Origin of the sequence: Cupriavidus sp. KK10, from assembly GCF_018223725.1 — a bacterium.
Lineage (GTDB): Bacteria > Pseudomonadota > Gammaproteobacteria > Burkholderiales > Burkholderiaceae > Cupriavidus > Cupriavidus necator.
Map to the genome: position 1 here is coordinate 1,162,797 of NZ_CP073678.1, position 22,468 is coordinate 1,185,264.

Sequence of the window (22,468 nt, forward strand, 5' to 3'; positions counted from 1 at the left end):
TTGTGGGGGTGAATGTCAACGTGACAAGGCCTAAGCTATCTCCAAGAAATAAAACGCACGCGGCGTAGGTTGGTGAATAAGCCGGCAGCGTTTCAGATCCTTCCAGGAGACACTCCATGCATTCGATCCGTACCGGATTCGTCCGCCAGCTTGCCAAGGCTGCCATTCCCTTCATGATGGTCACCGCCGCGCCGCTCCCTGTGCTGGCAGCTTTCCCCGACAAGCCGATTCGCCTAGTGGTGCCATTTGCCCCCGGTGGCGGCACCGACTTGGTGGCGCGGGCAATGGGCATCACCATGGGCGAGGATCTGGGCCAGCCCGTCATCGTCGACAACAAGCCTGGCGGTAGCACCATCATCGGGACCGATGCGGTGGCCAAAAGCGCGCCCGATGGCTACACGCTGGTCATGGCGACCATGGCCCACGCCGTTAATCCGAGCCTGCACAAGAAGCTGCCGTTCGATACCGACAAGGCCTTTTCGCCGGTCATACTCGTGGGGCGCTCACCCAATGTTCTGGTAGTCAAGCCGGACAGCCCGATCAAGACCGTGCAGGACCTGATCGTCGCCGCAAAGGCCAAGCCGGGCAAGCTGAACTATGCATCGCAGGGCGCGGGTACCTCCGCGCACCTGGCAGGCGAACTGTTCAAGAAGATGGCGAAGGTCGAGATCAACCACATTCCGTACCGTGGCGCTGGTCCGGCTATTACGGATCTGCTCGGCGGACAGGTCGACGCGATGTTCGCCACGGCGGCTGCGGTCGCGCCGCACTTGGAGAGCGGCAAGCTGCGCGCGGTGGCGGTCACTACCGCGCAGCGTTCACAGGCGCTGGCGCTGAGCAAGGTGCCGACGATCGCCGAAAGCGGCGTGCCCAACTACGTGGCCGATAGCTGGTATGGCCTGTTTGTGCCGGCGGGTACGCCGCCGGCGGTGATCACGCGCCTGAACGCGGCAGCGAAGAAAGCCGTGCATACCAAAGCATTTCGCAAGCGCGCCGAGCAAGAGGGCCTCGCCGTGAGTGGCGGCACGCCGGACGAATTTGGCCGCTACGTCAAGGCCGAGAGCCAGCGCTGGAGCGAGATTATCAAGGAAGCAAACATCACCGCCGACTGAGCGCGGCCATGACTACAGAACGCATCGCAGACACAGAACCGAATCAAGCTATGGACAACTATTCCCTGATCGAACTGAAGATCGAATCGGGCATCGCGCTGCTCGCCTTCAACCGCCCGGACAAGCGCAATGCCATGAGTGATGACATGCGTACGGAATTCATCGATGCACTGGAGCGCGTCGCGGCTGACAAGGCAATCCGCGCACTGGTGCTCACCGGCAACGGCAAGGGTTTCTGCGCGGGCGGCGACGTGGCCGGGATGCAGCGCCGTATGGAAGCGCCGCAGGGTGAAGTTGGCTTTAACGGGTGGAGCCGCCAACAGCGGGTGCACCACACTGTAAAGTTGCTGCATACCATGCCGAAGCCCACGATTGCGGCGGTCAATGGCGCCGCGGCGGGCCTGGGTGCCGATACGGCGCTATGCTGCGATTTCGTCGTGGCCTCCGAATCGGCGTCGTTCTCATGGTCGTATATCAACCGCGGGCTGATCCCGGATGGCGGCGGCATGTATTTCCTGCCGCGCCGCGTAGGCTTGTCGACTGCCAAGGAGCTGCTCTTCACGGGTCGAAAAGTCGAGGCGGAGGAAGCCAAGGCGTTGGGCATTGCCGACCGCCTGAGCAAGCCCGACACGCTGATCGGCGATGCGCTGGCGTGGGCGGCAGAGCTGAGCCAGGGCTCGGCCACCGCCATCGCGCTGGGCAAGAGCATCATGAATCAGTCCTTCGAACTTCCCGCCGACCAGGTATTTGCGCAAGGCAGTCAGGCGCAGGGGATCTGTTACACCAGCACCGAGCATCGTGAGTCCGTGCTGGCTTTCCTTAATAAAGCCGCCAGCAAGGTCTGACACCATGAACGCCATCCAACGACTTGTCACGCCGCGCAGTGTCGCCGTGATCGGGGCTTCCGCTGATCCCACTAAAACCGCCGGCCGTCCGGTGTCCTACTTGCGCAAGCACGGCTTCAGCGGGGCGATCTACCCGGTCAACCCCAAGGTCGAATCGATCGACGGCCTGCGTTGCTATCCCGACATCGCCTCGCTGCCGGAAGTGCCGGATGTCGGCATCGTGCTGCTGGGCGCCGAGCGTGCCCACCTGGCGGTGCGCGACCTGGCTGCTCGCGGTGCAGGAGCTGCCATCGTGCTGGCCAGCGGCTATACCGAGACCGGCGCGGAGGGCGCTCGGCGCCAGGCCGAGCTGATTGAAGCAGCCGGCAGCATGCGCCTGCTGGGGCCGAACACCATCGGGCTGGTCAACCTGACCGACAATATTCCGTTGTCGGCCAGCGGCGCGCTGGAGATGGACCAGTTCCCGTCTGGCAGCATTGGCGTGGTATCGCAGAGCGGCGGTATCCTCGGCGCCCTACTGTCACGCGCCGCGGCGCGGGGTATCGGCCTGAGCAAGCTGATTTCCACCAGCAATGAAGTCGACCTGGACCTGGCCGATTTTATCGACTATCTGGCCGACGACGAGGCCACCCGCGTGATCGCGCTCTATGTCGAGAGCGTGCGCAACCCTGACACGTTCCGCCGCGCCGCGCTGAAGGCGGCGCGCGCCGGCAAGCCGGTGGTGGCGTTCAAAATTGGCCGCTCCGAAAGCGGGGCACGCGCCGCGGTCTCCCACACAGGTGCACTGGCCGGCGCCGACCGTATGTACGACGCTCTGTTCGAGCAAGTCGGCGTGATCCGCGCGCAAACCTTCTCCGACTTGCTCGACATGCCTGCGGCACTGGCTACGGGCCGCAAGCTGCGCGGCAAGCGCATCGCCATCCTGACCTCGACCGGCGGCGCGGGGACGCTGGTCTCTGACAGCCTGGGTGTGGCCGGCTTCGAGACGCCGGCACCGGACGAAGAGACCGCGGCGAAGCTGCGGGCATTGCAGAAGGGGGACCATGCAGCGCTCGACCGCAACCCGATCGATGTGACCCTGGCTGGGCTGCAGCCCGACCTGCTGCGTGCCGCAATCTGGATCCTGCTGGAAAGCCCGAGCTATGACGCGGTATCGGTGATCGTGGGTTCGTCAAGCCTGGCAATGCCGGACCTGATGGCCAATGCAATCCGTGACTGTCTGCCAGACAGCGACAAACCGGTGATTGCATATGTCAGCCCGCATGCGCCGGAAGTCGCATCGCTGCTCAGTCGGCGTGGCGTGCCGGCATTCTCAGCGCCAGAGGCATGCACGGTAGCATTCGATGCGATGCTCCGCGCGAGCGAAATTGGGGCGGACGAAGAAGTGGGGACTTCCTCGCTGCCGCTGCCGGATCTGCACACCTTCGGTACCGGCCCGCTTGACGAAGCCGCGGCAAAGACGCTGTTCGCCGGCTTTGATATGCCGGTTACGAAGGAGGTTGTCGTGACCAACGGCGATCAGGCGCGGGCGGCCGCGGAGGGCTTCTGCGGCAATGTCGTGCTAAAGGTGTTATCGGCCGAGATCACGCACAAGAGCGATGTCGGCGGCGTGGCCGTCAATGTTTCGCCCGCGGAAGTGGCAGGACGGCTCGCAAAGATGGCTTCGGACGTACAGTCCGCCACGGGAATCGTGCCTCAGCGTTACCTGGTGCAGGAGATGGTCAAGGGCGGAGTGGAGGTGATTCTCGGCATGCACCGGGATGCGCTTGGTACCGCCATCCTCCTTGGCATGGGTGGGGTTACCGCGGAACTGTTCAGTGATACCACGCTGCGGCTGTTGCCTACCGGCCACGGTCTGACGCGCCAGGCGGCACTGGAAATGATCCAGCGGCTGAAGACGGCTCCCCTGCTGCAGGGCTACCGCGGCAGGCCCAAGGCGGACGTGGATGCGCTGGCCGACGCCATTGTCGCCTTCTCGCGGATGGTCGCAACGCTTGGCGACAGGCTGATTGAGGCCGAGATCAATCCTGTGTTCGTGCTACCGGAAGGGCAGGGCGTTGTGGCCGCCGACGGCGTGGCGATACTGACCGACGGCGGCAATCGCTAAAGAGGCAACGGCATGCGCGGTGAGCGGGAGAGTGCGCTGGTGACTTCTGTGGACGGCTGCGAGGTCGTCTGGCGAAGCTTTGGGGCCGGACCGACTACCGTCATGCTCCACGGCGGTCACGGAAACTGGCAGCATTGGGCGCGCAATATCGAACCGCTTTCCCGGACACGCCGGCTACTGGTGCCCGACATGCCGGGTTTTGGCGAGGCTGCGCCCGCACCATGCTCGGATTTGTCTGGCTTCGTCGATGTCCTGGCCCGCTCGCTGGCTCAGTTGCAGCTAGATTGCGTCGACCTGGTGGGCTTCTCGTTTGGGGCGCTGGTGGCGGCGCACCTAGCAACCCATGCGGGCCTGGTTCAGGTGACCGTCGATCGTCTGGCGCTGATCGGGCCGGCTGGCCATGGCGGGCCACGACGCATGACACAGGCGCTCGTCGACTGGCGCCGTTGTGAAAGCCCTGCGGCACTGGCCAATGCAATGCGCCACAACTTGGCGGCATTCATGATTGCCGAACCAGCGGAGATTGATGGCGAAGCCGTGACTATCCATACCGAGGCTTGCCGTGCGACGCGCTTCCGCAGCAAGCCGATTTCGCGTGCCGGTGGGTTGCAGGACGCCCTTGCCCGCTTTGCCGGACCAATACTGATGATCTGGGGCGAGAAGGACGTGACCATGTCACCTGAATCGCTCGCTGAAGTCGCCCGTAACGCTCGCGAAGGGGCGCCAGCAGGAACTCACCCAGTCAGCGTCCACTTAGTTCCGCACGCCGGGCATTGGGTGCAATACGAGGCCCACCAACAAGTCAACACGATGCTGAACGCGTGGCTGCGGCAGCGCGCTCAGACATTGACATAAGCCGGCCAGGGCCGGCAGAAAGGAGAATCCATGTACGCAACAGAGGCTTTTGGGCCATTCTTCAGCACCGTAAAAGCTGGACCGCTACCCGTCGAGGTACTTCACCATGCGAAGCGCGCGCTGATCGACTGGCATGCAGCACTGTTCCCGGGCCTTGACGCGGAGGCGGTACAGCGACTTCGAGGTGCGCTGGAAGAGGAGTTCGGCCGGGGCAACGCCACGCTGCCTGGGGGGCAACATGTCACGGCGCGCGTTGCGGCGTTGCTCAATGGCGCCGCCGCTCACGCTGCCGAAATCGACGACAGCTTTCGCGACGCGATGTATCACCCCGGTGCTCCGACCATTGCCGCCGCGATCGCTGCCGCGCAGGACGTAGGCGCCGCCGGTGAGCTGCTGCTGAAGGGTATCGTGGTTGGCTATGAAGTGTCGACCCGCATTGGCGTCGTACTGGGCCGCGCGCATTATCGCTACTGGCATAGCACCGCTACCGTTGGTACCTTCGGCGCGGCGGCAGCGGCCGCGTTTATCTATGGCGCGACCGAGGAGCAGCTTGCGCACGCGCTGGCAACCGCGGCAACCTTCGCCGCCGGACTGCAGCAGGCATTCCGCATGGACTCGATGTCCAAGCCTCTGCACGTGGGCCGCGCGGCAGAGGGAGGCGTGCTGGCTGCCCGTGCTGCCGTTGCCGGTATCACGGGTTCGCTGGATGTGCTTGACGGCGAGACGGGACTTGGCCGTGCCATGTCTGACGGCCCGGAATGGGGCGCGTTGGCCGCGACACTGGGCACGGATTTCCATATCTGCCGACTAACCTTCAAGAACCATATCGGCTGTGGCCACACCTTTGCGGCAATTGACGGCGCACTCGCCCTGAAAGCGAAGCTTGGCATTGACACCTCGCAGATCCGGCACATTCACGTTGCTACCTACCGTCCTGCATTGGAGATCGCCTGTTACCTCGATCCCCAGACGGAGAACGAGGCCAAGTTCAGCCTCAAGTACATCGTCGCTACCGCACTGGTACATGGCAGCGTACGCCTGCCGGCCTACACACCGGAGCGGCTGCGGGACGATGAGACGCGCCGGCTAATGGATTGCATGACAATCGTGGTCGATCCGGAAATCGATGAATGGTTTCCTGGCAAGCGCGCAGCCAGGGTGGAGATCGAAACCTTGGACGGCGCCAAAGCCGACTACCTTCAGCAAAATCGGAAGGGCGATCCCGAGGATCCGTTGTCGGACGCGGATCTCGACGGCAAGCTGATGGAACTGGCGTCCCCGATTGTGGGCGTTGAAGCCGCACGTCGGCTGGCAGGGCGTATTTGGCATGTAGAATCCGAAAGTATCTGCGAACTCTTTGCGTGAAGGGCCCGGCATTTTTCTCGACTACACCAGTATCATGCAAAGGATCAACCCATTAGGCAGCTTGCTACACGTCGTACTAGTTGCCGCATTGTCTGTTTTGTCCATAGGAGCGCGTGCGGAATCGTATCCAGCGCGACCGGTTCGCGTGATTGTTCCGTTTCCGGCCGGCGGTGGCACTGATGTGATAGCACGCTCGCTGGGCGATGAACTTTCGCGTAGCCTCGGCAAGCCTTTTATCGTTGAGAACAAGCCGGGAGCCGGTTCGATCATGGGCAGCGACGTGGTGAGTAAGAGTCCGTCGGATGGCCATACGCTGTTGCTCACCACCAGTGCGTTTTCCATCGTTGCCAGCATCGGCATCAAGCTCCCGTGCGGTGGCATCCAGGCCTTCGAACCTGTCGCGCTCTCGGCCGGGCGCCGAACGGGGTGCTGGTGCGCAACGACAGAAGATCCGATCGGCAGCGGACTTGTTGCGTGAAGCCAAAGCGAATCCGGGGAAGCTGCGGGCAACGGCACGTCCGTCCACTTGGCAGCCGACTATTTCCAATCCATGGCAGGCATCCGGCTTGTGCACGTGCTATACGGTGGCTCTGCGCCCCATTTTCCGATCTGTTGGCCGGCCATATTGATGTTGCGTTCGCGACGATGGCTAGCGCTGCAACATTAATCCGCGACGGTCGAGTGCGAGCACGCGCAGTAACTTCGTCCACGCGTTCCCCAATTTTTCCCGATGTTCCTGCGGTGGCGGAGGCTGCTGTCAAAGGCTACAGTGCCGAGGTTTGGTACGGTGTCTTCTCGCCAAAGGGGACGCCGCCCGATGTCGTCACTGCGCTGCATCGGGCTATCGTGCAAGCGTTAGCCTCCGGTGCATTTCGTGACCGGCTGGCGCGCGAAGGCGTGGTGGGAGTAATCGGCTCACCTCAGGACCTACGCGCGGTCGCCGAGCAAGAGGCCGGCCGGTGGAAGCAGGTGGTGAAGGACAAGGAGATCCGCATCGAGTAGCATTCCCAGGAGTCATGCCAGCTACCGTCCGGACGGTCTGACGAGCCTTGGAAGCTTTTATGTCAAACAGCATTCTCAGCATTGAACGGATAAAACCAGGTCAGGGCAAGGCAACGCCGAATCGCTCGCTCGAACGTGGCATTGCCGTACTGCGCGCCTTCCGCGCCGGTTCCTCAATGCTAGGCAACAGTGAGATTGCGGAGCGCACCGGTTTGTCCCGGTCGACCGTCAGCCGGCTGACGCAGTCGTTGATTGAGACAGGTATGCTCGAATACATTCCGCAGTTTCGAGCATATCGCCTTGCTGTGCCGGTGCTCAGCATGGCACACGCCATGCGAGACAGCTCGCAGGTCCTCAAAGTCGCAGCGCCAATGATGGTTGAGGTCGCAATGCGCCACAAGATTAACGTCGGCCTGGCGGCGCCCGACGGGGATGAGATGGTCTATCTCGAGTCGTTTCGCTACAACCGGCGACAGTCGTTACGAACGGTGGTGAGCGGGCAGCGTATCCCGATGGCATTGACGTCGCTGGGCCGTGCCTACCTTGCGACGCTTGCACCTGACGCGTTCAGCGCGATGTTGTTGGCTCTCGCTGAAAAACACCAGGGCCGCGGCTGGCGGAGCTTGCGTCGGGAAATCGAGGTCGCAGTCCTTTCGGTGCGAGAAAAGGGCTACTGTGTTGCTTCATGGCAGCCTCAGGTCATTGCGATGGCGACGCCATTACACATCGGCGGCTATGAAGTCCATGCCTTAAATGTGAGTGTATCGACCCAAGAGGATGCCGGGGCTGTCGAGGCTGCTTTGGCAGAGCCACTGATGGAACTTGCGGCGACGATACAGGCGCGGATGCGACGGCTGGAAAGTGAGATATCCGGGGGCTCTTGAGCAAGCCGCCTACGGAATGGACGTTTTTTTTGGGTCACGTGCCGTATTCACGTGCGGGGCCACTGAATGGCGGGAATCGGAACGAACCCGGACATCTTCTGGCTGACTTTCGGTTGACCGTTGTTGGCCGATAGCTGCCTCCGGCTGCATAGATTTGCTTGGGCAAAGCTGAATAAGTCCACCGCTGACGGACGCTAAGCGTTATAGACGGGACATTCGACGGGAAAGGCAGAACCAGGCGATGAAGCAGATGACGCTGGCAGTGGCGGCCGATCAGGGCGCGGGATTCGAGGCACGCCGCAAACGCACGAGGCGTGAAGAGTTTCTCGAAACGATGAATACGATCGTGCCTTGGGTCGATCTGTGCGCGGTGGTCGAGCCGTACTACCCGAAACGCGGCAACGGCCGTCCGCCGATCGGCCTTGAGCGCATGCTGCGGATCCACACATTGGCGTAGATAGCCAGAGCGGCCTGGCCCATAGCGCCGTCGTCACAGCGGCCAACGTGCATGACAAGCATCCGCTGCCACAACTGCTGCATGGTCGGGAGCAACGGGTCTATGGCGACAGCGCCTATGCGAGCCAGAAGGAGCTGATTAACAGCAAGGCGCCAAAGGCTCGCGACTTTACCAACAAGCGCACGCGTCGTGCCGACCAGGTCGACGAAGTGGCGCGCAGGAAGAATCGCAACAAGTCGAAAATCCGGGCACGGGTTGAGCACGTATTCGGTATTGTGAAGCGGTTGTGGGGCTTCACGAAGGTGCGCTATCGCGGCCTGGCGAAGAACGCCAATCGCGCCTTCGTCGCGCTGGCGCTGGCTAATGTGTACCTGTGCCGAACGCGGCTGATGGCACAGGTGCGCCCGTAATGGGCCAAAAGCGGGCAAATCGCCCGCTTTTATAGCCCGCAAGGGCAGGAAGACGCGAATAACAGTCGCTTCCACAGCGAAATACCCTTTCATCAACCGGCCAAGCGTCAATTCAGAGGCTTGTTCAGCGTTGCCCTTGAGTGTGCGAGGGCCGCAGGTCGAGCGACCGACGGGCTCGAACCACGCTCGCATGCACGGCAGTGAAGCACGAACGATCGCACGGTGAGTAAGGCAGAGGCATCTCGTTGCGCTCCGGGCGCGGCCTCGCTCGCGAACTCGTTGCCGGAGCCGCTTTGATATTTGATGTCATCCATGGGCCATGCGCGCTTGCCTTGCAAAGGCAGCGATCAATTCACCGTGATGCGACGTTCCTTGATGATCTGCCCCCAGCGCACGCTCTCCTCATTGATCATGCGTGCGAGTTCTGCCGGGCTCGTGGAGAGCGGCTCGAATCCCCGCTCCTCCAGCTTGCGCGTGAAGTCCTGGCTCTTCACCACCTTCTCGATTTCAGTGCGCAGACGCTCGATGATGGCTGGGGGCGTCCCCTTCGGGGCGACGAGTGCAGCCCAACTCTCCAGGGTGAGCTTGGGGAAGCCTTGCTCCGCAACCGTGGGCACGTTGGGAAGCGCCGCCATGCGCTTTTTGCCCGTGACAGCCAGTGCGCGCAGCTTGCCCGCCTGGATCTGCGGAACGATCGTCGCAGGTGCCTCGAAGTAGAGATCGACCTGGCCGGCGAGCAGGTCGTTGAGCGCGGGCGCGCCGCCCTTGTAGGGCACGGTGGTGATCGTGATGCCTGCTTCCTGGCTGAAGGTTTCACCGGCAAGATGCGGCGTCGTGCCGACGCCCGGCGAGGCGAAGCTCAGCTTGCCAGGCTTGCTCTTGGCCGCTGCGATCACATCCGCCAGCGACTTGTAGGGAGAGTTGCTGTTCACGACCAGCACCAGCGGAAACTGGCTCACGGTGGCGATCGGCGCGAACGACGAGGGCGTGACGCCGGAGCCCGGTTGCAGGTGGGGCGCGATGGTCAACGTGCTGGCATTCGGGAGAAAGAGGGTGTAGCCGTCCGCGGGCGATCGCGCCACCTTGGAGGCCGCGATCATGCCGCCGGCGCCTCCGACGTTCTCGACAACCAGCGGTTGGCCCAGGGCGGACGTAAGGCGCTCCGCAGCGATGCGGGCGACGACATCGGACTGGCCCCCGGCCGCGAACGGCAGGACCAGCTTGATTGGCTTGGAGGGGTAAGCATCCGCGGACATGCCCGCTGTGGGCACGACGGTGGCTGCGACGGCGAGTGCGCCGCAGGCAAGCAGCTTTTCGATGATCTTCACTTCTTTGTCTCCTGAATTGGGTGTGGGATGAGCGCCGGCTAGTAACCGACGCTTCTGTCGACCTGGTTGAGCAAAGGCTGGCCCTGCGCGAGGCGCTGCAGGTTCTCCAGGAACTGCTCCACGACGGGGCCGACCGTCGGCTGCGCGGCGACGTGGGGCGTGACCAGGATCCGCTCGTGGTGCCAGAAGGGGCTGCTGGCGGGCAGCGGCTCCGACGCGAACACGTCGAGCGCCGCGCCGGCGAGATGTCCCTCGTCGACGAGGGCTAGCAGGTCGTCCTCCACGACGATGCCGCCGCGCGCCACGTTCACCACGAAGCTGTCCTTGGGCAACTTGCGCAGGCTGGCGTGGTCCAGGGTGCCCTTCGTCTCCGCCGTGAAAGGCAGTAGGCAGACGAGGTAGTTCGATTGCGCGAGGAAGTCGTCCTTCTGGCTCTCGCCGACGAAGACGGGAACGCGCGCTTTTCGCGCCGACGTGCGCGTCCACGCGATGACCCTGAATCCGAGGGCCAAAAGTGCGTCGGCGACGACGGAGCCGATGGAACCGAGCCCCATGATGCCAACGGTGAGCTGGCTGGCGTCGAGGACGGCCATCCGCTTCCATTCACCCGCCGCGTGCTGTCGCTCCATCGCCGGCAGCGAGCGGAAGTGCCGCAGGATCTGCAGGCTCACGAACTGCGCCATGCTGAACCCGAGGCCCGGTTCGACGGCGCGCGTGACCTTCACATGGGGCGGCAGGTCCGGGGCCGAGAGGATGCCGTCCGCACCGGCGCCCACCGAGGCTGCCAGGCGCAGGTTGGGAAGGCGCGGTGCGATGCCGGCAGGCAGCTTAAAGGCGAACAGCGCAGTGACGTCGGGATCAGAGGCGCCTTCGATGTCGGTGATCACGTGCAGGCCCGGGGCGCGGGAGCGGAGTGCTTCGTAGCGGCTCTTGACGAAGTCCGACGTCAGCAGCATCAGGACTTTGGGGGGAGAAGGGGATTGCATGCTCTTCAAACGGTTCGCTCGTACGAGAAGTTCGGGTTGTGCCTGCGCGCCTGTCGCACCAGCAGTTGCCACCGCAGATCGACGACGTCGGGGCGCTGCAGGAAGGACTTGGTCTGCCGCGCTTCGGCGGTCGGCAACAACTTGGGCGTGCCTGCGGACATGGCTTTCAGTTGCACCCGCGCGGCGAATTCGAGGACGGTCGCGGCGATCGTGGCGTCGGCAATCGAATTGCCCACGACCACGGACCCGTGGTTGCGCAGCAGGATCGCCCGGTTCGGGCCCAGCCGGGATGCGATGCTGGCGCCCTCCTTCTTGTCGAGGACAATGCCCTCGAACTCGTCGAACAGCACGATGTCCTCGTAGAACAGCGCGCCGCTCTGCGTCACCGGCTCGAGGTTGCTGCCGATCACGCCCAGGGCCAGGGAAGCTTCGGAATGCGTGTGCAGAATGCAGCACACCTCAGGGCGCGCATTGTAGATCTCGGTGTGGATATTGAGAGTCGGGTTGCATGGCAACGTCCCGGTCACGGTGCGCAGGTCGAAGTCGGACTCGATCAATGCATCCGCCGTCGCCTCCTCGAATCCGTATCCGTACGGAATGCTCCAGAACGTACGCGCACCGGGCAAGCGCGCTGTGAGGTGTCCGGAGACGCCACTGCCTTGTCCATCCATGGCCAGGATCTGGAAGGCGTGCACCAGGTCGTGCAGGAGGTCGTGCAAGGGTTGGGTCTGTTTCATCTTGAGGTCCTGACTGGGTTCTTAGGTCTGCGTCGCAGTGGGGTGACCGACGGACACGTCGACCGCGGTGGCGTCGTAGCTGAACAGCCATTCGTAGCGCTCGCGTACATGCTGCTCGCTCCACTCGGCGTCCACGTAGCGGCTGGCCTCCACCGGGTCCGCCAGCAGCGGGTTGTGGAAGCGCGTCGCGTTCGCCGCCGAGCCCAGCACGATGCGCGAGGTGCGTTCCAGCCGCAGGGCCTCGTACCGGGCCAGGGCCGCTTCCGGGTGTTCGGCGTTCGCCGCCAGGCAGCGTGCAAGCACGATGCCGTCCTCCAGAGCCATCACCGCGCCTTGTGCAAGGAAGGGCAGCGTGGGATGGCAGGCGTCGCCCAGGAGAGTGGAACGGCCGACGGTCCATCGGTCCATGGGCTGCCGGCTGAGAAGCGCCCACTTGTACGGCTGCTGGATCCCCTGGATCAACGCCTGCACGTCGTTGTGCCAGCGCTCGAAGTCCTTCAGGCATTCCTCGATGCTGCCGCGTTCCGTCCAGGACTCGACCTGCCAGTCCGTGCGCTCGACGATGCCCACGAAGTTCATGAGTTCGCCATTGCGAAGCGGGTAGTGGATGACGTGCGCACCGGGACCGATCCAGTTGGTACCAACGTTAGCCTGAAGATGGCGCGGAATCTTCTCGCGCGGAATGAGACCGCGCCAGGCGACACAGCCGGTGAACTGCGCGTCGCCCGCTCCGAACAGGGCGCGGCGCACGCGCGAGTGCACGCCATCGGCGCCGATGAGGATGTCACCGTGAATCCGCTCGCCGCCTTCGAGCTCCACCTCGACACCGACGTCGTTCTGTTCGACGCCGACCACCTTCGCGCCCAGCCGGATCGCGTCCGGTTGCAACCGTCTCACGTGACATTCCATCAGACCATGCAGGTCCGGCCGGTAGATCATGTAGTAGGGGAAGCCGTACTTGCGCACCGACTCGGCACCGAGATCGAACAGCTTCCATGTCTGGCCGGTACTCCACAGGCGCACCTGCTTGCCGCCCGCCTCGGTGGCGATGTCCTTCAGCTCCGATGCCAAGCCCAGGTCGGCCAGGCAACGGACGCCGTTGGCGCTGACTTGGAATCCGGCCCCGACTTCGCCGAGCTGCGGCGCCTGCTCCAGGACGGTGACGCGGAAGCCGCGCTGGATCAGCGCGAGTGCGCAGCACAGACCACCAATGCCGGCACCGGCAATGAGGATTCTTTGGAGGGGCGGCGTCATGTTGGATGCTCCTTTTGCGGGTTGATGGAGGTCAATTTCATCGCACGCACAAAGATTTTGGAAGTTAAACTATCAAATCAATTCATTAGTAAACGAAATGAACGTCAGCACTCGGCAACTGCAGGCGTTTCTGGCCATCGCCCGGCTAGGAAGCTTCACGCGCGCGGCGGAGGAAATCTTCGTGACGCAGGCAGGCCTAAGCCTCATGCTCAAGGACCTCGAGGCGCAGGTCGGCGCAAGGCTGTTCGATCGCACGACGCGGAGCGTGCGACTCACGCCTGCAGGCGAATCACTGCTGCCGACCGCGCGCCGCATGATGGCGGACTGGGAAGCCGCCACATCCAACGTCGGGCGACTTTCTGCGGAAGCGGAGCAACGAATCTCCCTTGCGGCGACGCCGCTGATTGCATCGAGCGTGATTCCCCTGTGGTTGCAGGCGTTCCATGAGACGCACCCCGCAGTCCGCGTCTCGATCAGCGACCTCGACCGACGCGAGATCCTGTTGGGGATCGAAGCGGGAGAACTTGACGTCGGTCTTGGTGCTTTCTTCCGGCCGGCCACGGGCATCGACCGGCAGTTGCTCGCCCGTTTCGACATGGTGCTGGTCAGGGCCAAGGCGAAGGATTCCAGGACACGCGGGCGCGGATTCGAAACGGGGCGCAAGGTGAAGTGGTCGGCCCTGGACGACCAGGAGCTCATCGTGCTCCCGAATAACAACCCGATCCAGAAGCTCGTGGACACGCAGCTTCGCGCCCTCGAAATCACCCCGCGACGGACCGCCGCACTCCAGAACATCCAGGCCATGATCTCGATGGTAGAGGCGGGCCACGGAATGGCCGCCCTACCCGGATTCGTGGTGCCTGCGTGCGCACGCTACAACGTGACGGTGCACACACTCGTAGAGCCAGTGGTGCCGGTCGAATTCTTCGCGGTGAGCATGAAAGGACGGCTCAAGACGGCGCTCGTTTCCGCCCTCGTCGATGCGCTCGGGGCGCACTTTCAAGAGCTCGCCAAGCAGGTGGGCGCGTAATTCGGCTGACCTTCTGGGTGAACGCCCTGGCGAGTTCGACTGTATTCACCAAGCTGTCAGACGACTGCTCATGGCCGGGCCTGCGAGTTCGACCGTGCGCCACATAGCCGCCCTCGAGACGGTCACCTCAGCGCGATGCCGGGGCGCCGCCGCCGACGGCCTCAGATCTCGGTCTGCTCGGAGATCTCGAATCCTTCAAGGAAGGCATCGATCGGCAGGTATCGTGCGCGCACCCTGAATGGCGCTCGACCGCTTCCGGCCAGCCACCGCCCTGCCGGCCCCCGGCAAAGACGCAGCTTCGCCACAAACTGCACGACCGCGCCGACATCTGAAAATGGCCGGCCGTACGACATTTGAGCAAAACCTCGACATTCAAGCACTTTACTGTTTGGCTGGCCCGCGTTCGATGATCTGGCACGGATCTCAAGTAGCTGGAGTGGCGCAAGGTGTCACAGAGCCTCACATTGGGGTATGCCAAGGTGCTGTACCTGCTGGAAGACATCGAGGTGGCTGAGTATCCCGATGGCCATGTCGAATTGTGAGTGACTGGCGCCTCGCCTCCCTCCCCTACACCACCTACGACCGCTTTGCCGAGGTGGACCAAGGCGCGATGGTCGACAACAAGCGGCTGGGCCGGACACTGGCCATTGCGGCCGAGGTGCAGGCGTTGCGCGACAACCGACGTTTCGCGGCCCCCCCCCGGACGCTGCACGGCGAGCCGCCGCGGCCCGCCAAGGTGCCCCTGAACATCAAGCGGAAGCGGTTGGTAAATCGGCTCGACCTGGAACAGGCGATGCGACACCACCCTCTCCTCGCATCGAACGACGATTCAGCGGAGTGCCCTCCAATACTGCCCACGCCCGAGATGACGCCTTGCGACCCGCTGCCGTCGTTCGCCCCAGTACGGCTCCGGCGTCAACTCCTGAAGTACAGCGGTCATTCAACGCTGCGTTACAGCCGGCAGATCATCGACATGGACATGCGTCATGTCTGTTCTCGGGATGACTGTACTGGTCGAAGAACGTCCGCATATCTGTGCGTGATTAAAAACGCACTCCTTCCTCGCCCAAGCCGGGCGGCAATGCAGTTTAGGTAACGTCGAGCGTCTAAGGAGTGGACTATTGGCGCCTGCCCTATACGAGGCGGAAAACTTTACGCGACTGTCTGAGCTAGGTCTGGCGCCCACTGGTAGAGTCGGCTCCTCACCGAGGACATGCATCGAGTGCCTGCCCTATGCGCCACTGCATAGCACAGGAAATTCCTTGCGCTGGACGCAGACTGAATTCGGGTCTATATTTGGACCGGAAGTCTCACGCCTAAGGAGCGGGATATGAAACCGAGTCAGGTCAAGCCCATAAGCTACCTGAAAAGCCACGCAGCAGAAATTGTCCGGGACATCACCGAGAGCGGCGAGCCCATGCTGATCACACAGAACGGCGAGGCAAAGGTAGTCGTGCAGGATGCCCAATCCTATGAGGACATGCAACAGACGGTTGCCCTTCTGAAGATTCTGGCGATGGGTCAGAATGACATCGAGACGGGCAACTTCACCCCGACGGACGAAGTGTTTGCCGAACTGGAGCGGATGGACAGGGAGGAAGGGATCGAATGAAGTCTGTAATTCTCGGGCCTGCCAAGTCCGACTTGCAAGACTTGCGACGGTACATCATTAATAAATTTGGCAACAAGACTTGGCTTGAGACCAGAAACAAGATTCAACAATCAATCAAGCAGGTAGAAGATTTCCCACTGAAGGGCAGCAACCCACCCGAGTTGATAGATTTCCAACCAACGAAATACTATCAAGTCATCAGCGGCATGAACAGAATCATCTACCAGATTGCAAACGACACCATTTACATACACATCATAAGCGACACCCGGCGAGACCTTAAAGCAATACTCGCAAAACGGCTCCTAAGAACGTAGGAACTAAGAAGGTCTCATTTTCCTGTCCTCCGTGGGAGCCTACGCTTGCTTCCGCAACACCTAACTCACACAGATTACGTTGCTCGCGCAGCGATTCGCGGTCGAGGTCATAGGTCTTCGATCTGGCGGGGGTACCTTCACGGATCTGGGCTCGCGGGATCCTCGTGTGAATTGCAGTGCTGGCATGTATCTATGGTTCCAATGCCCAGGGGAAAAGAGTTCGCGTGGGAATAGGTGGGATGCGTGCGTTTCGATCCCCAGGTGCCGCCGACTTCATCGGGCCAGCATCCCCAAACCGGCACCACTATGCCGCATGGTTTAGTATGGGGCTCACGTCAGCGTCCGGAAGTCGCCTTGAGCCTTCTCACGCCGGCGGATCGACGGGAGGCGGTGCAGTCTCCCCCTGCGCGACTGTCTCTCGTAACTGACGGCGCCACTGCGCATAGCATTCCAAACCACAGAAGTAGGCGACGTAGTCGCATGCCTCGGGGACGATCGCCTCGGACTTCGGTACTTCCTTCATGCAGACTTCGCAAGGGACGAGTTTTATGGGTGGGTCAGGCTGGGTCATGGTGCAACTCCCGGCACCGCGGCGGCGATTCTTCGCACAGTAGCGGCGCAAAGACGTCGACCGCCAGATGGCCGGTCAACGGATCGTAGTTGGGCGAGAACATGGGAGCATGTGTGTTCCATCTCAAGCATCGTCTCTTGCCGAGCGCTGTGGTTGATATGGATCAAGGCAAGGTCAGTGCGAACTATCGAGGGAGGGGCCGCTCTGGGGCAGCAAGCTGACCCCGAAAGACGTCCTCGATGGCGCACGCCTTGGGGCCGACTTGGGCACTGATGCCTTGGTCGTCTCCAAGCATGGCGGGCATCAGCTCAACGGCGCGCCATCGTGATTGCGGCGCTCCCGGCGATCGCCGAAGCGATGGGCCACCGCTTCCAGGTCAGGATGGACAGAGGCATACAGAAGGGGGAGCGAAGCTGAGGCCTCCTGAATGCCAGTCAAAACGCAATTACTCATGAGTCGGGGCATTCGCAGGCCGCGTCCGAGGCTCTAGGATCCAGCGACAATGCAATTAATCGCCATGACTTGGTGCTCACACCGGCAGAGTAGGCGAAGCGCCATCTAGACGGCCGACACCGCCGTGTTCGGGCGGGATCGCGCGAGTTGAGTAGCAATGGTTTGCATAATTTCCTGAACTTTTCCTACCGACCATGGTGGCCAGCAAGGAGAAGATAATGGCGCAATCTGAACTGGCGCGCGGCAAGGAGGGCCCCGCGACGCTTGTGCTGAGAATCGGCGGACGGTAAGCGTTCCCGAGCGCTGAATCCCGTGTCGCCCCGTTATGTGTGCGGTCACTTTGGCTATTGCGGCGGGGGGAGGCTTTGGGCTTCGTCTTCCATCAACGCCTTGCAGGCAATTCCATCTGTTACCCAATGTCGCACACGCCTTTCGACATATTTCGCAAACGCGTCCTAGAATAGTTATCATTCGTATTTGCATAATTTGACGTGCGGGGATGTGATGTTCTCAATGCTCATGGTGACGTTTCGTGAGGGCGTGGAGGCATTTCTCATTGCCGCCATTACGCTCGCGTTCCTTCATAAGGCAGGGCGCCAGCATTTGGTCAGTGCGGCGAAGGCGGGCATTTTCGCCGCCTTACTACTCTCTGCGGTGCTCGGTCTAGTGCTGTTCCGCATGGGTGGGATGAGTCCCGTCGCCGAAGCGTGGCTGGCCCTGCTGGCCGGTATCCTGGTGGTCTCCTGCACCTGGCACATGCTCAAGCATGGCAAGGCGATAGCCGGCGAGATTCGCAACCGGCTCTCCAGTGTCCCCGATGAGAAGACGGTTGGGCCGTGGCTGGCCGTGTTTGCCTTCATGCTGCTGATGGTCGGGCGCGAAGGCATCGAGGCCGCGACCATGATTGCCTCCCTTTCCGCCGGTGCGGCAACTGGTCACCTGGCCTTGGGCGGCGCGCTCGGCGTGACTTGCGCCGGCGCACTGGCATGGACATGGACCAAGTACGGGCGGAGGGTCAATTTGTCGCTGTTCTTCCAGGTTACGGCCATCTTCATGGTGCTGTTTTGCATTCAGTTGGCCATTTACGCAGTTCACGAGTTTTCGGAAGCTGGTGCGCTACCGTTAGTTGACAACGAATATTGGCATGAAGTGACCGAGCCTTTCGGACCAGAGGGTGTGTACGGCATCTGGCTCAGCTATGGCCTCGTACTGGCTCCCCTCGCATTTCTCGTCTTCGCAAGGTTGACCGGTCGGAAAAAATCAGCACCCGCCGAAAGGGCTTGAGGCTGCATTACGCCTCCAACGGGGAGAATCACCTGTCCAGAGCCAGTCGCCGTGCTGAATATATTGCTCGCCACGCACTTTGCAGATGCCGGCCACGTCGCAATCTGGCAGACGAAGCTCACGGGCCGCAGCCGTCTCTCGGAAGCTCCTGTGTGGCGTCAGCTGACTTCGTAGCTCTCCTGTCGCACAAGCAATGCCGCAGTCGATTGACGCGGTCATTTTTTGCCGCCGGCCCGCAGCTGCGTTGGTGTCGAGCGCTTACGGCATCTACTATTTCAGAGGTGAAGGACTTCGGTCGCCATCGGGATGGGGCAATGGACCGTCGATGTGATATTGGTCTGGAAGCCACTTGCTCTAGGGCCTGGACGGCTGCCTGGGTATTGAGCGCCCACCGAAGGCCTAATGAAGAACTGATGCCGAGCGTCAACGGGCATCAACAATGAACAGAAACCGAGGCAATGGCTGCTCTCACCAGTGCGCTGCGCAAGCTTCCCACCAGCATTTGGATGCTGGGCTTCGTGAGTCTGTTGATGGATGTGTCTTCGGAAATCATCCATAGCCTGCTGCCCGTCTTCATGGTCACCACGCTGGGAGCCAGCGCACTGGCGGTCGGATTGATAGAAGGTGTGGCGGAGGCAACCGCCCTGATTGTGAAAGTCTTTTCCGGCATCCTGAGTGATTATTTGGGGAAGCGTAAGGGCCTGGCCGTAGTTGGCTATGCGCTGGCAGCATTGTCGAAACCGTTCTTTGCAACGGCCACCGGCGTCGGCACTGTATTTGGAGCGCGCGTTGCCGACCGCATTGGCAAAGGCATTCGTGGTGCACCGCGTGATGCGCTGGTTGCCGATATTGCACCACGTCATCTTCGTGGTGCCGCCTTTGGACTTCGGCAGTCACTGGATACAGTAGGCGCGTTCTTGGGGCCCCTGATTGCAATTGGCCTGATGTACCTCTGGGCGGACGATTTCCGGGCCGTCTTTTGGGTTGCGGTCTTCCCGGGTATTCTGTCGGTCGTGTTGCTCATGTTCGGGGTGCAAGAGCCAGAGTTGCACGAATCCGCAAAGCGGGTGAACCCCATGCGACGGAAGAATCTCGCGCGGTTGAGTTTTGCCTACTGGAGTGTGGTTGCCGTCGGTGCGGTATTCACGTTGGCACGGTTCAGCGAAGCATTCTTGGTGTTGCGGGCTCAGCAAGCGGGCCTTCGCCTTTTTTTGACTCCGCTGGTCCTGGTCGCGATGAACGTGGTGTATGCCGTCTCGGCCTATCCATTTGGGAAACTGGCAGATGAATACAGCCATGTGAAGCTTCTGGCGTGGGGGCTGGTTGTGCTGATTGCAGCCGATGTCGTACTTGCGATTGGCACGCACTGGTCGGTCGCGCTCTGCGGAGTTATGCTCTGGGGCCTGCATATGGGAATGACACAGGGGCTTCTGGCGACTATGGTGGCGAATGCTGCGCCGGCAGACCTCAGGGGTACGGCGTTTGGGGTCTTCAACCTTGCAAGTGGCCTGGCACTCCTGGTAGCTAGCACGCTCGCTGGTTGGTTGTGGGACAGGTTCGGAGCCGCCTTTACGTTCTATGGTGGAGCAGTGTTCAGTAGTGTGACTATCTGCCTGATTTTCGCCGCGCAATTCGCCCAGCGACGGTGAAGGTATTCTGGCCCCGTCAGTCGTGGGAATGGCCGCTATGATGGTGCGCGTGGCCTTTTATCGCGTCTGCGCCGTGGTCGGAGAGTTGCGCATCGAACCAAGCATGAAGGGCAGACACAAGGCTGGGCTCAGTCGTACGAAAAGATAGCTCGCCGCCCCTTGCGATGTCCATGTATGTAATGGAGATTTGGCCTGGCTTCGCTGCCTTGAGTTGGGCAATGCCCTGCATCTCATCGCCGTGTACGTGCGAAGGGCCTGAGAAATCGCCTGCCTTGAACTGCTTCTGGATGAGCTGTAGGTGTTCTCGTACCAACCGAACCTGCGCGGCATCCGATGCATCCCTTGCTACGACGCGCTGAGTACCGCGCCTGGCCACTTCCGCCTGGCGTTTGTTATCAGCAGGTTGTGCGCGGCATACCTGCGATAACAGCCAGTACAAGGGCAGAGGCGTGCTTCTTCACTGCGAGTCCCATCTCAGTTTGGGCGGGGCCATCAGGCGACGCATGTCGCTTTCTGGCGATAGCAACGCCATGGTGGCACCGCCAACGTTCCCCAAGAACTTAGATTGCGGCGGCCGCCATAGGTCAGACAGTATCGCCGAAGTTCTCAACTGCCACAGTGTCTATGTTCGTCGGTCGACGGATGTGGTCGACATTTGCTTCAGGACGAAAACTCCTCAAAGGCCGCGAGCGCGTGCGTGGCGTACATCATCGATGGTCCGCCCCCATATACACGGCCGTTCTGAGCACTCCCTCCGATTCGGCACGCGTGGTCCCCAGTTTGACCAGAGCCTGGATGTGAAAGCCAATGCAGTCATCGCAGCGGCACGCATCCCACTCATGAAACCTCCTTTATCCTGGGGCCTGCGATGGCCGCGCCGGCCGTGCGTGCCCATCACGATGAGATCTGCGCTCCAGCTGCAGGCTTCGTCGACGATCGTATCCGAGATCCGGCTTGGGGAGACTGGCCGCTTGAGCAGCCGGCAGGCGCACCGTACGTCCTCTGCCTCAAATCGTCGGGCTGCGATGGACGACAGAGTTTGGGTGCCTACGGTCTTCACCAAGAACCGCGAACGGCTGATCAAGCACGATGCCGTGATCGAGTTCTTCAACGAGGTGCTGGCAATCGCGCAGAATAGGGACTGGCTGTCTGGCGAGCACTTCAGCGTGGACGGCAATCTGATTCAGGCGTGGGCAGGCCACAAGAGCTTCGTGCGCAAGGATGGCAGCGATGACGATAGCGGCGACTTCAGGGGTCGCAAACGCAGCAGCGAGACGCACGCGTCCAAGACCGATCGCGATGCCAAGCTGTACCGCAAGGGCAAGACCGCCAGCGAGCTGCGCTATATGGGTCATACTCTGAGCGACAACCGCCATGGCCTGGTGGTGAGCGCCATGGTGACCAACGCGGACGGACACGCCGAACGCGAGGCCGCGAAGGTCATGCTCAACGATGCCAGGCAGGTACGTAATTGCCTATTTCTTCGAGACGTTCTCACGGGTAGGCTCTGCGAGCCGGACAGTGAAAGTATTCCGGAATGAAGGCCTTCGGTTTCCACCCCGCATACGCAACGAGAAACTGATCACTTTCCAGCCGCTCACTGCGTCGACCGCCCTCCGCACGCTGAACAATCCGCGCTATGCGGGCACCTACGTCTACGGCCGACGGCACTATCGGCGAACCGCTGACGGGAAGCATGTGCTTCGAAAGCGCGAGCGTCACCGCCGGGAGAGCGCGCGGCCCTGTTGCAGGGGCGCGCGGTCTGCGGGCTTTGCGGTAGAAACTTCCGTCTCCGGTATCCAACGCGGCGCGAGCGACAGGAGGCGTGGTGTGTCTGCGATCGCGCGCAAGGAACGCGTGGTGAACCGTGCTGCCAGTCGATTGCGGGCGGACCCATCGACGAAGCGGTCGGTGGATTGGTCACCGCCATGATGACGCCCGCCGCGGTCGAGTTAGCGCTCGAGATTCGAAGAGAAATCGAAGTCCGGTACGACGAGGCCGATCGGTCGAGCATGCCAGCCAACTGCTGGCGCTGGGTTGCCTGCGTGAGCAGACCGCTGGCCGGCCGCTGGTGTTGCACTCGGACAATGGCAGCGTCATGAAGGGAGCGACGATGCGAGCGGCTATGGAGTACTTGGGCGTGGAGCCCTCATACAGCCACCCACGCGTGAGCAATGACAACGCCTACGCCGAAGCGCTGTTCCGTACGG

The 22,468-nt window shown here is 61.9% G+C and carries 19 protein-coding genes and 5 pseudogenes; 17 read left to right on the plus strand and 7 right to left on the minus strand.

Translation table 11 applies throughout. From position 1 onward, the window contains the following. The first annotated feature begins 116 nt into the window (after window positions 1-116). The 9 genes and pseudogenes from KB879_RS36795 to KB879_RS36840 all read left to right on the plus strand — a co-directional run bounded on the left by KB879_RS36795 (window position 117) and on the right by KB879_RS36840 (window position 9,037). On the plus strand, window positions 117-1,112 hold the full coding sequence (locus tag KB879_RS36795) for a tripartite tricarboxylate transporter substrate binding protein (RefSeq protein WP_211982812.1): 996 nt from the start codon (window positions 117-119) through the stop codon (window positions 1,110-1,112). A 50-nt stretch (window positions 1,113-1,162) separates the two neighbouring features. Further along, window positions 1,163-1,957 carry an enoyl-CoA hydratase/isomerase family protein gene (locus tag KB879_RS36800; protein WP_153956232.1) on the plus strand — a complete coding sequence of 265 codons (795 nt, stop codon included), beginning with the start codon at window positions 1,163-1,165 and terminating at the stop codon, window positions 1,955-1,957. 4 nt (window positions 1,958-1,961) lie between these two features. Further along, window positions 1,962-4,064, plus strand: coding sequence for an acetate--CoA ligase family protein (locus KB879_RS36805; protein ID WP_211982814.1), 2,103 nt, complete (start codon window positions 1,962-1,964; stop codon window positions 4,062-4,064). Window positions 4,065-4,103: 39 nt separating this feature from the next. Then, window positions 4,104-4,919: an alpha/beta fold hydrolase gene (locus KB879_RS36810; RefSeq protein ID WP_249221399.1), complete on the plus strand. Its 816-nt coding sequence runs from the start codon at window positions 4,104-4,106 to the stop codon at window positions 4,917-4,919. Between the two features lie 30 nt (window positions 4,920-4,949). After that, entirely contained in the window at window positions 4,950-6,284 is a 1,335-nt protein-coding gene (locus KB879_RS36815) for an MmgE/PrpD family protein (RefSeq protein ID WP_153956230.1), read from the plus strand. A gap of 34 nt (window positions 6,285-6,318) precedes the next feature. Continuing rightward, a complete protein-coding gene (locus KB879_RS39910; protein ID WP_371827435.1) occupies window positions 6,319-6,762 on the plus strand; it encodes a Bug family tripartite tricarboxylate transporter substrate binding protein in 444 nt (147 codons plus the stop codon). A 167-nt stretch (window positions 6,763-6,929) separates the two neighbouring features. Next, window positions 6,930-7,286, plus strand: coding sequence for a tripartite tricarboxylate transporter substrate-binding protein (locus tag KB879_RS40300; RefSeq protein WP_256449346.1), 357 nt, complete (start codon window positions 6,930-6,932; stop codon window positions 7,284-7,286). A 59-nt stretch (window positions 7,287-7,345) separates the two neighbouring features. Beyond that, window positions 7,346-8,170 (plus strand): IclR family transcriptional regulator, encoded by an 825-nt coding sequence (locus tag KB879_RS36835; RefSeq protein WP_153956228.1) that lies wholly within the window; start codon window positions 7,346-7,348, stop codon window positions 8,168-8,170. A gap of 241 nt (window positions 8,171-8,411) precedes the next feature. Further along, window positions 8,412-9,037: pseudogene (locus KB879_RS36840) on the plus strand (transposase). 347 nt (window positions 9,038-9,384) lie between these two features. On the opposite strand, the gene KB879_RS36845 reads toward KB879_RS36840, so the two are convergent. From KB879_RS36845 to KB879_RS36860, 4 genes are read right to left on the minus strand one after another with little or no spacing between them, the layout of a single operon-like run. Beyond that, window positions 9,385-10,365, minus strand: coding sequence for a tripartite tricarboxylate transporter substrate binding protein (locus KB879_RS36845; protein ID WP_211982820.1), 981 nt, complete (start codon window positions 10,363-10,365; stop codon window positions 9,385-9,387). 38 nt (window positions 10,366-10,403) lie between these two features. After that, on the minus strand, window positions 10,404-11,321 hold the full coding sequence (locus tag KB879_RS36850) for a glyoxylate/hydroxypyruvate reductase A (RefSeq protein WP_211982822.1): 918 nt from the start codon (window positions 11,319-11,321) through the stop codon (window positions 10,404-10,406). Between the two features lie 35 nt (window positions 11,322-11,356). Continuing rightward, entirely contained in the window at window positions 11,357-12,088 is a 732-nt protein-coding gene (locus KB879_RS36855; protein ID WP_153956225.1) for a class II aldolase/adducin family protein, read from the minus strand. 21 nt (window positions 12,089-12,109) lie between these two features. Further along, window positions 12,110-13,342 (minus strand): FAD-dependent monooxygenase, encoded by a 1,233-nt coding sequence (locus KB879_RS36860; RefSeq protein ID WP_211982824.1) that lies wholly within the window; start codon window positions 13,340-13,342, stop codon window positions 12,110-12,112. Window positions 13,343-13,439: 97 nt separating this feature from the next. Between KB879_RS36860 and KB879_RS36865 the strand changes: the two genes are divergently transcribed. From KB879_RS36865 to KB879_RS36880, 4 genes and pseudogenes are all read left to right on the plus strand, one after another. Continuing rightward, a complete protein-coding gene (locus KB879_RS36865; protein ID WP_211982826.1) occupies window positions 13,440-14,372 on the plus strand; it encodes a LysR family transcriptional regulator in 933 nt (310 codons plus the stop codon). Between the two features lie 434 nt (window positions 14,373-14,806). Then, window positions 14,807-15,072 (plus strand): annotated as a pseudogene (locus KB879_RS36870) (ISNCY family transposase); the annotation flags it as partial. 630 nt (window positions 15,073-15,702) lie between these two features. Then, window positions 15,703-15,984 (plus strand): type II toxin-antitoxin system Phd/YefM family antitoxin, encoded by a 282-nt coding sequence (locus KB879_RS36875; protein WP_013958564.1) that lies wholly within the window; start codon window positions 15,703-15,705, stop codon window positions 15,982-15,984. After that, window positions 15,981-16,301, plus strand: a complete 321-nt coding sequence (locus KB879_RS36880) for a type II toxin-antitoxin system RelE/ParE family toxin (RefSeq protein WP_211982828.1) — start codon at window positions 15,981-15,983, stop codon at window positions 16,299-16,301. The genes KB879_RS36875 and KB879_RS36880 overlap by 4 nt, the downstream gene beginning before the upstream one ends. A gap of 364 nt (window positions 16,302-16,665) precedes the next feature. On the opposite strand, the gene KB879_RS36885 is transcribed toward KB879_RS36880, so the two are convergent. After that, a complete protein-coding gene (locus KB879_RS36885; protein WP_153956249.1) occupies window positions 16,666-16,872 on the minus strand; it encodes a DUF3330 domain-containing protein in 207 nt (68 codons plus the stop codon). Window positions 16,873-17,829: 957 nt separating this feature from the next. Here KB879_RS36885 and KB879_RS36890 point away from each other — a divergent pair. Further along, window positions 17,830-18,609: an FTR1 family protein gene (locus tag KB879_RS36890; protein WP_211982830.1), complete on the plus strand. Its 780-nt coding sequence runs from the start codon at window positions 17,830-17,832 to the stop codon at window positions 18,607-18,609. Window positions 18,610-19,067: 458 nt separating this feature from the next. Beyond that, entirely contained in the window at window positions 19,068-20,258 is a 1,191-nt protein-coding gene (locus KB879_RS36895) for an MFS transporter (protein ID WP_211982832.1), read from the plus strand. Between the two features lie 660 nt (window positions 20,259-20,918). On the opposite strand, the pseudogene KB879_RS39920 reads toward KB879_RS36895, so the two are convergent. Then, window positions 20,919-21,088 (minus strand): annotated as a pseudogene (locus tag KB879_RS39920) (carboxymuconolactone decarboxylase family protein); the annotation flags it as partial. A gap of 71 nt (window positions 21,089-21,159) precedes the next feature. After that, window positions 21,160-21,318: pseudogene (locus KB879_RS40635) on the minus strand (universal stress protein); the annotation flags it as partial. Between KB879_RS40635 and KB879_RS39925 the strand changes: the two are divergent. Beyond that, window positions 21,281-21,724 (plus strand): annotated as a pseudogene (locus KB879_RS39925) (IS5/IS1182 family transposase); the annotation flags it as partial. The pseudogenes KB879_RS40635 and KB879_RS39925 sit on opposite strands and share 38 nt — an antisense overlap. Further along, a complete protein-coding gene (locus KB879_RS40640) occupies window positions 21,711-22,190 on the plus strand; it encodes a recombinase family protein (RefSeq protein ID WP_371827436.1) in 480 nt (159 codons plus the stop codon). The pseudogene KB879_RS39925 and the gene KB879_RS40640, both read left to right, overlap by 14 nt. Window positions 22,191-22,468: the final 278 nt, after the last annotated feature.